The following is an 8,863-nucleotide window of genomic DNA, read 5'->3' as shown; positions in this document are numbered from 1 at the left end:
CACTTCGACCTTGCCGATCACCGGGCTGGCGCAGGCAGTGCCGGATCAAAGCAAGTTCATCGGCCTGCATTTCTTCAGCCCGGTGGAAAAAATGCCGTTGGTGGAAATCATCAAAGGCGCACAGACCAGTGATGAAACCCTGGCGCGCGGTTTCGATTTCGTCCTGCAAATCAAGAAAACCCCGATTGTGGTCAACGACAGTCGCGGCTTCTTTACCTCGCGGGTATTCGGCACTTTTACCAACGAAGGCATCGCTATGCTCGGCGAGGGCGTGAGCGCGCCGATGATCGAGACCGAGGCGCGCAAGGCCGGGATGCCGGTCGGGCCTCTGGCGATCTCTGATGAAGTTTCCCTCAGCCTGATGAGCCATATCCGCCAGCAGACGGCCAAGGACCTACAGGCAGAAGGGAAACCACTGATTGAGCACCCGGCGTTCGCCGTGATTGACTTGCTGCTCAACGAATACAAGCGTCCGGGCAAAGCCGCAGGCGGTGGTTTTTACGATTACCCGGCCGGTGCTCAGAAACATCTGTGGCCGGAATTGAAGACGCGCTTCGAGAAAGCGGATGGCCAGATTTCACCGAAGGATGTACGTGATCGTCTGCTGTTTGTGCAAGCCATCGAAACCGTGCGCTGCGTGGAGGAGGGCGTGCTGACCTCGACGGCGGATGCCAACGTCGGCTCGATCTTCGGCATTGGTTTCGCCGCGTGGACGGGTGGTGCGCTGCAGTTCATCAACCAATACGGCGTGCAGGATTTCGTCGCTCGTGCGCAGTACCTGGCCGAGCAATATGGCGAGCGTTTTGCCCCACCGGCGTTGCTGCTGGAAAAGGCTGCGAAAGGCGAGCTGTTTTAAGTGATCGGGTGAACGCTGAGGGGCTTGCCTTGCCGGGGTGTTTCAGGGCAGGCTCTGGGTGTTCATTATTCCCATCACGTGTCAGGTATTTTTTATGTCGCTACGCATCTGCATTCTGGAAACCGACATCCTGCGTCCGGAACTGGTCGATCAATATCAGGGTTACGGGCAGATGTTTCAGCGTCTGTTCTCGCAGCAACCGATAGCCGCCGATTTCACGGTCTACAACGTGATGCAGGGCGAATACCCAAGCGACGACCTGACGTTCGATGCGTACCTGATCACCGGCAGCAAGGCCGACTCGTTCGGTACCGATCCGTGGATCCAGACCCTCAAGCAATACCTGCTGACCCGTTACGAGCGTGGCGACAAACTGCTCGGCGTGTGCTTCGGTCATCAACTGCTGGCGCTGCTGCTAGGTGGCAAGAGCGAGCGCGCCACCCAGGGCTGGGGCGTTGGCACCCACAACTACAAACTGGCGGCCAAGGCGCCGTGGATGAACCCGGTACGGGAGGAACTGACGTTGTTGATCAGCCACCAGGATCAGGTCACTGCGCTGCCGGAAAACGCCACGGTGATCGCTTCCAGCGATTTCTGCCCGTTTGCCGCCTATCACATCAATGATCAGGTGCTGTGCTTCCAGGGGCATCCGGAATTCATACACGATTACTCGCGGGCGCTGCTGGAGCTGCGTCAGGAGGCGCTGGGTTCGCAGATTTACAGCAAAGGCGTGGCCAGTCTGGAGCAGGAACACCACGGCACCACGGTTGCGGAATGGATGATGCGCTTTGTGGCGCACAAGCCAGAAGCTGCCTGAACAGCTTCGTGAGCAGGCTCGCTCCCACTTGGATCTTCGTATCGACAAGGATCAATGTGAGAGCGAGCCTGCTCGCTAATTGTCCGGACAGCGCGGTCCCAGTTACAACCACCCGGATCGTTTGAAACTCGCCCACAACCCCACACACCCCACAGCGATAAACCCCAGCACGCCGAAATAGCCGTAATGCCAGCTCAACTCCGGCATGTTCTGGAAATTCATCCCGTAAATCCCCGCCACCGCCGTCGGAAACGCCAGAATCGCCGCCCACGCGGCAAACTTGCGTTGCACCACGCTCTGTCGCGAGGCCTCCAGCAGAACGCCAATCTCGATGGTCTGACTGGCAATGTCCGCCAGTGTGGTCAGGTCTTCCATCTGCCGTGTGACATGAATCTGCACATCGCGAAAATACGGGCGCATGTTCTTGTCGATGAACGGAAAGCTCAGCTTCTGCAGCTCTTCACCGATTTCCACCATCGGCGCTGCGTAGCGGCGCAAGCGCAACACGTCGCGCCGCAGGCCATGCAGTTTTTGAATGTCATGCTCGTTCAGTGCACTGCACAGAACATTGCGCTCCAGCTCATCAATCTCGGCGTGGATCGCTTCGCCCACCGGTTGATAGTTTTCGATCACGAAATCGAGCAGCGCGTACAGGACGAAATCTTCCCCGTGCTCCAGCAACAGCGGACGCGCCTCACAACGCTGACGGACATGGGCGTAGGACGCCGAGTGGCCGTTGCGTGCGGTAATGATGTAGCCCTTGCCGGCGAAGATATGCGTCTCGATGAACTGCAGGACGCCATGTTCACGGACAGGCGAGTAGGTGACGATAAACAGAGCGTCGCCAAAGGTTTCCAGCTTCGGTCGGCTGTGTTTTTCCAGGGCATCTTCGATCGCCAGTTCGTGCAGGTTGAACTGACGTTGCAGGTTGGACAGTTCCTGTGCGTTCGGCTCTTCGAGGCCGATCCAGACAAAATGGCCAGTCTTGGCGGCCCAGGCAGCGCCTTCATCGAGCGTAATATTGGAGACTTTTTTACCCGCGCTGTAGACCGCAGCAGCAACAACTCGACCCATGATGGTGGTTCACTTCTTCTTGGCAGGTGACGGGGAATACAAGGCTTCAGCTTAGCCGTGTCGTTGCTTGAGAGTCAGTGAAATCTGCACAGTTCACCGGCAAAAGAAAACCCGCACGGGGCGGGTTTCTTTTTCACGCAGCCTGGAGCTGGCGATCCATCGAGTCGATGCACTCGCGCATCTGCTCGCGACACTGGTTGATCAGCATGGGCATGTCGTCCATGGTCAGTCCGGCTGTAGGAATTGCTGGTAGCGAGCGTATGAGAACTTTCCCGCTTTGCCAGCGGTTCAGGCGCATGTGCTTGATGTAACTGCTGACGCACACCGGAACAATCGGCACGCCTGCGGCAATTGCCATCTGGAACGCGCCTTTCTTGAACGGCAGCAACTCCTCGCCCAGATTGCGCGTGCCTTCCGGGAACACCCAGATCGACGTGTCTTCATTCTGCAGCGTGTGGGTGGTGGTGAGCATCGACTGGCGCGCCTTGTGGGCGTTGCCACGGTCGATCAACACATTGCCGGCCAGCCAGAACAACTGGCCGAACAGTGGTACCCATTTCAGGCTCTTCTTGCCAATGCACACCGTACGGCGTGGCACGACATTACCGAACACGAACAGGTCGTAGTTGGATTGATGGTTGGCAATGATCACGCAGCTGTCCGGCTTGTTCATCAAGGCGCTGACGTCGGATTTGACGCGCAGGCGCAAAATGCACATCGCCGGCAAAGCGTAAAGGCGCGCGCACAACCGGCTGTTGTCCGGGTTGAAGGGGCGGCACAACCCGAGGATCACTCCGAGCACGCCAGCCAGAATAAAGTGCAGGCCCATCAATAACATACGAAACACGAACAGCATTTTCAGGCCCCACCGGGACAAAAGGTGGCGCAGTGTACGGATGTGCACTGTTTTCGGCAATTGTCGCTATAGAGTCCGGAGATAGCCGATGTTTAAGCGCATGTTTCCGAATGGCTTGTCAGACGCGTCCTAGAGCTACCACGGCGTTTTCAACCGCGTGCGCAAGAAAAAGCCCGACACGGCGGTCGGGCTTTGCTTTGTTGCTGCGGGCCAGAGATCAGCCCAGATGTTCCTGGTCCAGGATGATTGCGTTATCCAGAGTTTCCAGCAGCGCTTTGCGTACTTTCAGCTTGGTGTTCTTGTGCGCAGTCATGTTGATCTTCTTCAACTGACGCGCAGCGGCCAAAGCGGCACCTTGCAGCTCCTCGGCAGCGACGACTTTGTCGAGGAAACCTGCATCCACCGCGCTCTTCGGATCGAACATCTCACCGTTGATCACCGAGCGGTGGAAAGCCGAACGCCGCAGGCGATCTCGGGCCAGTTCGATACCGGCATGGTGCATGGTCATGCCGATCTGCACTTCGTTCAGGCCAATGCTGAACGGGCCGTCGACACCGATGCGGTAGTCAGCGGACAACAGAATGAACGCACCCTTGGCTACCGCGTGCCCCGGGCAAGCGACAATCACCGGGAACGGGTGAGAGAGCAGACGGCGGGCCAGGGTCGAACCGGCGGTCACCAATGACACGGCTTCTTTCGGGCCGGCGGTCATCACTTTCAAATCATAGCCGCCGGACAGAATACCTGGCTGGCCGGTAATGATCACAATGGCACGATCAGTCACTGCCTGATCCAGCGCCGCGTTGAACGCCGCAATCACGTCCGGGGAAATGGCATTGACCTTGCCGTTGTTCAAGGTCAGGGTCGCGATACCGTCTTCGAGGTGGTAGGAAATCAACTCACTCATGACGCTATTCCTTGTAAGAAAGATGCGCAGACGTTACCCACCACCGCAGGCCAGGTAAAGCGCCGTGACTGACCCGCCAGTCACCGTTTGCAAGGGAATCCGGTATAGCGCGCCGTTCTGCTTCTATATAGAAGGGCAGCGCTTACCGAAGATTGGCCGGTTTGCCATGGCCCGTCGGCGCGGCGAACGACGTTATCTCTTAACCGCATGAAAATTCTGAAAAAAAATTTGCCATCGGCAAAGCTTTCGACTACATTAGCGCGCCTCGACAGACAGAACATGTTTGAAGAGATACGGTGAAGTGTCCGAGTGGCTTAAGGAGCACGCCTGGAAAGTGTGTATACAGGAAACTGTATCGAGAGTTCGAATCTCTCCTTCACCGCCAAATTCGATTCTCAAGAAACCCCGATCTCGAAAGAGGTCGGGGTTTCTTGTTTTCCGCACCTGAATAGCCCTGGGCTCCTGTCTAAGCATCCGCGAGACCGCAGGTCGTCGCTCTACGCCCTATCGGCGCAGGCCGATCACGGGCCGCTTTCGTTGAATAATTTAACCAAGCAGTTAAAATCGGCGCACGAATGGCTCTGCGTTACGTGCTGCATCGAAGGATCGAGATTGGCATTACTGAGGTAGAAAGTAGTGGAACCACTATTTGCGGTCGTCGCGACGACAGGGTATTTGCTGTTGGTCGAGGTGCACTCTCGAAAGGTTATCCCGCTTGAGAATGAGCGCACTGAATACTACGGCGTTTCGTGGTTTCCCGGCAGCAAGGATTTTGTCTTGTCCCATTCAGGGCTGGATAACGTAAAACTGAAGGACATTCAGACTTACGCGACCTCTGAAGTAGGCTTCCTTTCTCACGGCTCTTTCCAGTCCGAAACGTTCCTGTCGGAACCGCACCAGGTGCTCTGTGCATCTGATGGTCGGGTGGTTTGCACCAACACCGGGCGCAACGCGATCACGGTGGTCGATCTGGCAAAACCTGGGCACTACCAGGAAAAACGTTTGAGCAACGTGCGCTGGGATCGTTTGTCGCTGGAAGAAATCACCGGCGATCATCTCAATTCCGTATTCGAAAAAGACGGGCACTTATATGTCATCGCCCACGGTCACCACAACGGTTCGCTGTTGGCGGTTCTGACTTATCCGGGGCTGGAGCTGGTCAGTCTGACGCCGATCGAACGGCGTACGGGCCTGCACAACGTGTGGGTGTCGGACGAAGGGCAGAAAATTGCCTGCCACAGCAACATTGGTGCACTGATCGACCTGGATACCAACGATGTCATCTGGGAATCCGGCAGTCCTATCTACACGCGAGGCCTGGCGGTGTCGTCCGATGTCATGCTGGTGGGGGAAAGCCAGATGACCGGACGGGATCTGCGTCGCAGTTCCATGAGCGGGTTGTGGGTTCTGGAGCGCAATACTTATAAGCCGCTGGACTACATTTGCCTCGGCCCTTACGGCGCAGTCAATGAAGTCCGGTTGTTGAACGTCAAGGACTTTGCGCACCACGGCCATACCTTTCCTTTCGTCTCGGAGTTGTACGAAAGGAGCCTGTTCAATCGCAAATCGGAAGAACGCTTAACCGCCTTCCAGCGTTCGCAGAGGATTCAACAGGAGTGGGCGGGAGTAGAACTCGTCTACGGCGTGCCGAAGTTGCTGGAGGACGGCGGTAAAGAAGCCATTCTCGGCAATCTTTGCCTGATCAAGCAAATAGATGACTCGGCACAGGAACAGCGCACTTTGGCGTTCAGCTACTCGCTGGATACGCCTTCCACGGATTCCCACGTGGCGGTGGTGACCTATCAAGGCAATGGTGGCGACACCGACATGAGTGCCCTGTTGATTCAGCCGATCAATGATATCGAGGCCGGGTTGGTCCTGTGGACAAACGACGGAGCGCGCTGGATGCCGGAGCCGGACGTGGGCCTTTCGGGCCTTCCTTATAGCGGCGACATACGCGTGGTCGCGAGCGCAGCGGGTCTGGAGTTTTATCTGAACAATAAATTGCTCATCAACGTAGAGGCGAGCAGATTGCCGCATCTTGGCGGTTCGTTGGGAGTTCGCTGGATTGGCTCTACCATTACCCGGTCTGTTGAATAATCAATCGGCTTGATGTCTGGTTGATTTGCAACCCACGCGTGGCCGGTTGGTCTATGGCCACTCAGGCTGAAGTGTATGGACTCAGACTCTACCCGAGATGAGGTGTAGGTATGGCAACAGAGAAAATCAATCCCCGGGAAAATATCGTGCTGCACCCGACTCAGGTTGCACAAGTCGACCGAGAGCGTGTTGTTGCTCAGAAGCCCTTCACTATCTGGTTTACCGGGCTGAGCGGTTCCGGTAAGTCGACGCTGGCATTTTCCATTGAAAAGTTGCTGATCGAGAGTGGAAAGCCTGCATACGTTCTGGACGGTGACAATGTGCGTCACGGACTTTGCAAGGATCTGGGGTTCAGCGCAGAAGATCGTTCGGAAAATATTCGTCGAATCGCCGAAGTGGCGCGGTTAATGAATGAGGCTGGCGTCACGGTGATGGTGGCATGCATCTCCCCGACGCGTGAGTGTCGCGAGAAGGCCAGAACAATCATCGGTGATGAACGTTTTCTGGAAGTTTATTTGAGTACGCCGCTGGATGTTTGCGAGCGTCTCGATCCGAAGGGACTTTACCGAAAGGCCAGAGCAGGGCTGATTCCTGATTTCACGGGCGTGTCTGCGCCTTATGAAGTGCCTGAGGCTCCTGCACTGGTTCTGGATGCAAGTGAGCGCTCCATTGCAGACTGCGTTGAGGCAATCGTCGCCAAAGCCAGGAATTGTGCGCAATAACGAAGTCATTTTTCAGTTGTTTGAAGTGGCGATCTGCAAGGCTGAGCACAGGCTCGCTTTTGTTGATCGCCATTTTTTTTCTACACACTCCACAGGGATTGGTCAGATGATTACCACTACAACCCATTCAATCGAGGGGCGCCAGATAACCGCCTATCTGGATATTGTCAGCGCCGAATCGGTGCAGGGCGTCAATGTGATCCGGGACATGTTTGCCGGCATGCGCGACTTTTTCGGTGGTCGCTCTCAGACATTGGAGCGGGCATTGAAGGAGGCGCGCATTCAGGCGACCGAAGAGATCAAGGAGCGAGCCCGTGCGTTGCAGGCGGATGCGGTGGTCGGGCTGGATTTCGAGATCAGTATGCCGGCCGGCAAGGGCGGCATGGTTGTGGTGTTTGCGACCGGGACGGCGGTGAAGCTGCGCTGATGTGAAGTTTGTGCCTGGTAGATTTCGTCATGGCCATTCATGTCCCGCAGCCACTGATCATCAGAGCTGAAAGCGGTAGGGCACCGGTTTTTCTGGACATGTTCGCGAATCCTTCGCAGTGAGGCGGGAGTGCCTGAATAGCTCAACTGCAACTGCGAGCGCCCTCCATTTTTTTGAATTTTTGCGGGCCATTCGTCGGGCATCAGTCGATATGAATCACAAGTCCGGTAATGACCGGCTAGTCTCAAAAGTCTTGGAGGTCGATATTTTTTCAGGCAAAAGGGTTTTTGCCGGTGTCGACACGTTACGAAGGGGCGAAGGTATGACTGATCCGTATATCGAAGACGATGGCGCTGAATTCCCGTTCAACAACTGTGTGCGATGCGGCCAGACGGAATATCAGTCGGGATTCGGCGAAGACCCGGTGCAGACTGGCAAGATCAAGGCGACGGCACCCAAGGGGCTGAAGGCGAAATTTTTACCCCGGGTTGCGAACCGCGCCCGAAAATAGTCCGCCCGCGAACAACCCCGTCCTGAACGGGGTTTTTTGCATTTTATGTATGTCCAGGGAAACGTCCTACAGATGATTGAAGTGTTTGAAGGCTTTTCACAAACTTTTCACGCCGCTCGAAGTAGGGTGAAGCCATCCGTTAGAAAGCAAGTCTCCAGCCCGTCTCCCCAGCGGGCTTTTTTTTGCCTGCGATAAAACCTTTTCCAGAATCGCTGTCCAATCGGCGCCAAGTGCGCGCGGCTGCCGGATTTCGTCTGGACTTTTGCGTTCATCCGGCATTAAATCCTGGCCCTTTTTTGTCATCCCCGATTTGTGAGGTTTGTCATGCGTTTAACTCTGCCTGCTCTGGTTCTGGGGCTTCTGGTTGCTCAAGGTGCAGTGGCCGGCGAAGGCACTGCCGCACTCGGCGGCGGTCTGGGTGGTGCGCTGGGTAATGTCGTCGGCCAGAAAATGGGCGGCAGCACCGGCGCAGCAATTGGCGCCGGTGTCGCAGGCGCGGCGGGTAGTGCGATGGCCGCTGGCAAGGGCAGCCGGACCAAAGCTGCCATCGGCGGCGGTGTCGGTGCGGCCGGTGGTTCGGTGATCGGCAACAG

General features: G+C 56.4%; 10 protein-coding genes and 1 tRNA gene. 8 read left to right on the top strand and 3 right to left on the bottom strand.

What is annotated here, in order from left to right; all coding sequences use genetic code 11:
* Both DBR24_RS28870 and DBR24_RS28865 read left to right on the top strand, forming a co-directional pair.
* Positions 1-856: 3-hydroxyacyl-CoA dehydrogenase NAD-binding domain-containing protein (locus tag DBR24_RS28870; protein WP_256591942.1), on the top strand; the 856-nt coding region annotated here is incomplete at its 5' end.
* Positions 857-950: 94 nt separating this feature from the next.
* Positions 951-1,673 (top strand): amidotransferase, encoded by a 723-nt coding sequence (locus tag DBR24_RS28865; protein ID WP_128616400.1) that lies wholly within the window; start codon positions 951-953, stop codon positions 1,671-1,673.
* A gap of 102 nt (positions 1,674-1,775) precedes the next feature.
* Here the strand turns inward: DBR24_RS28865 and DBR24_RS28860 are convergent, their stop codons facing one another.
* The 3 genes from DBR24_RS28860 to DBR24_RS28850 form a co-directional block, all read right to left on the bottom strand.
* Positions 1,776-2,747, bottom strand: a complete 972-nt coding sequence (locus DBR24_RS28860; protein WP_123467346.1) for a magnesium and cobalt transport protein CorA — start codon at positions 2,745-2,747, stop codon at positions 1,776-1,778.
* A gap of 133 nt (positions 2,748-2,880) precedes the next feature.
* Positions 2,881-3,603, bottom strand: coding sequence for a 1-acylglycerol-3-phosphate O-acyltransferase (locus tag DBR24_RS28855; RefSeq protein WP_123467344.1), 723 nt, complete (start codon positions 3,601-3,603; stop codon positions 2,881-2,883).
* Between the two features lie 217 nt (positions 3,604-3,820).
* Positions 3,821-4,510 (bottom strand): crotonase/enoyl-CoA hydratase family protein, encoded by a 690-nt coding sequence (locus tag DBR24_RS28850; protein ID WP_123467342.1) that lies wholly within the window; start codon positions 4,508-4,510, stop codon positions 3,821-3,823.
* A gap of 295 nt (positions 4,511-4,805) precedes the next feature.
* Between DBR24_RS28850 and DBR24_RS28845 the strand changes: the two genes are divergently transcribed.
* The 6 genes from DBR24_RS28845 to DBR24_RS28820 form a co-directional block, all read left to right on the top strand.
* A tRNA-Ser gene (locus DBR24_RS28845) sits at positions 4,806-4,895 on the top strand.
* Between the two features lie 251 nt (positions 4,896-5,146).
* Positions 5,147-6,610, top strand: coding sequence for a hypothetical protein (locus DBR24_RS28840; RefSeq protein WP_128616399.1), 1,464 nt, complete (start codon positions 5,147-5,149; stop codon positions 6,608-6,610).
* A gap of 110 nt (positions 6,611-6,720) precedes the next feature.
* Positions 6,721-7,332 (top strand): adenylyl-sulfate kinase, encoded by a 612-nt coding sequence (gene cysC / locus DBR24_RS28835; protein ID WP_128616398.1) that lies wholly within the window; start codon positions 6,721-6,723, stop codon positions 7,330-7,332.
* Positions 7,333-7,438: 106 nt separating this feature from the next.
* The gene (locus DBR24_RS28830; RefSeq protein WP_123467337.1) at positions 7,439-7,759 is read left to right on the top strand and encodes a YbjQ family protein; all 321 of its coding nucleotides are present in this window, start codon (positions 7,439-7,441) and stop codon (positions 7,757-7,759) included.
* A gap of 322 nt (positions 7,760-8,081) precedes the next feature.
* Positions 8,082-8,270, top strand: a complete 189-nt coding sequence (locus DBR24_RS28825; protein ID WP_123467335.1) for a hypothetical protein — start codon at positions 8,082-8,084, stop codon at positions 8,268-8,270.
* 324 nt (positions 8,271-8,594) lie between these two features.
* On the top strand, positions 8,595-8,863 hold a 269-nt coding region (locus tag DBR24_RS28820), incomplete at its 3' end, for a bacteriocin (protein ID WP_371921374.1).

Source organism: Pseudomonas sp. HMWF006, from assembly GCF_003061205.1.
Taxonomy (GTDB): Bacteria; Pseudomonadota; Gammaproteobacteria; order Pseudomonadales; family Pseudomonadaceae; genus Aquipseudomonas; species Aquipseudomonas monsensis.
This window is presented reverse-complemented; position numbering and strand designations above follow the sequence as displayed.

Excerpts from the sequence above, each read along its gene's own strand:
- DBR24_RS28865 (WP_128616400.1), top strand. The coding sequence starts at position 951 with ATGTCGCTACGCATCTGCATTCTGGAAACCGACATCCTGCGTCCGGAA.
- DBR24_RS28860 (WP_123467346.1), bottom strand. The coding sequence starts at position 2,747 with ATGGGTCGAGTTGTTGCTGCTGCGGTCTACAGCGCGGGTAAAAAAGTC.
- DBR24_RS28855 (WP_123467344.1), bottom strand. The coding sequence starts at position 3,603 with ATGCTGTTCGTGTTTCGTATGTTATTGATGGGCCTGCACTTTATTCTG.
- DBR24_RS28850 (WP_123467342.1), bottom strand. The coding sequence starts at position 4,510 with ATGAGTGAGTTGATTTCCTACCACCTCGAAGACGGTATCGCGACCCTG.
- cysC (WP_128616398.1), top strand. The coding sequence starts at position 6,721 with ATGGCAACAGAGAAAATCAATCCCCGGGAAAATATCGTGCTGCACCCG.
- DBR24_RS28830 (WP_123467337.1), top strand. The coding sequence starts at position 7,439 with ATGATTACCACTACAACCCATTCAATCGAGGGGCGCCAGATAACCGCC.
- DBR24_RS28825 (WP_123467335.1), top strand. The coding sequence starts at position 8,082 with ATGACTGATCCGTATATCGAAGACGATGGCGCTGAATTCCCGTTCAAC.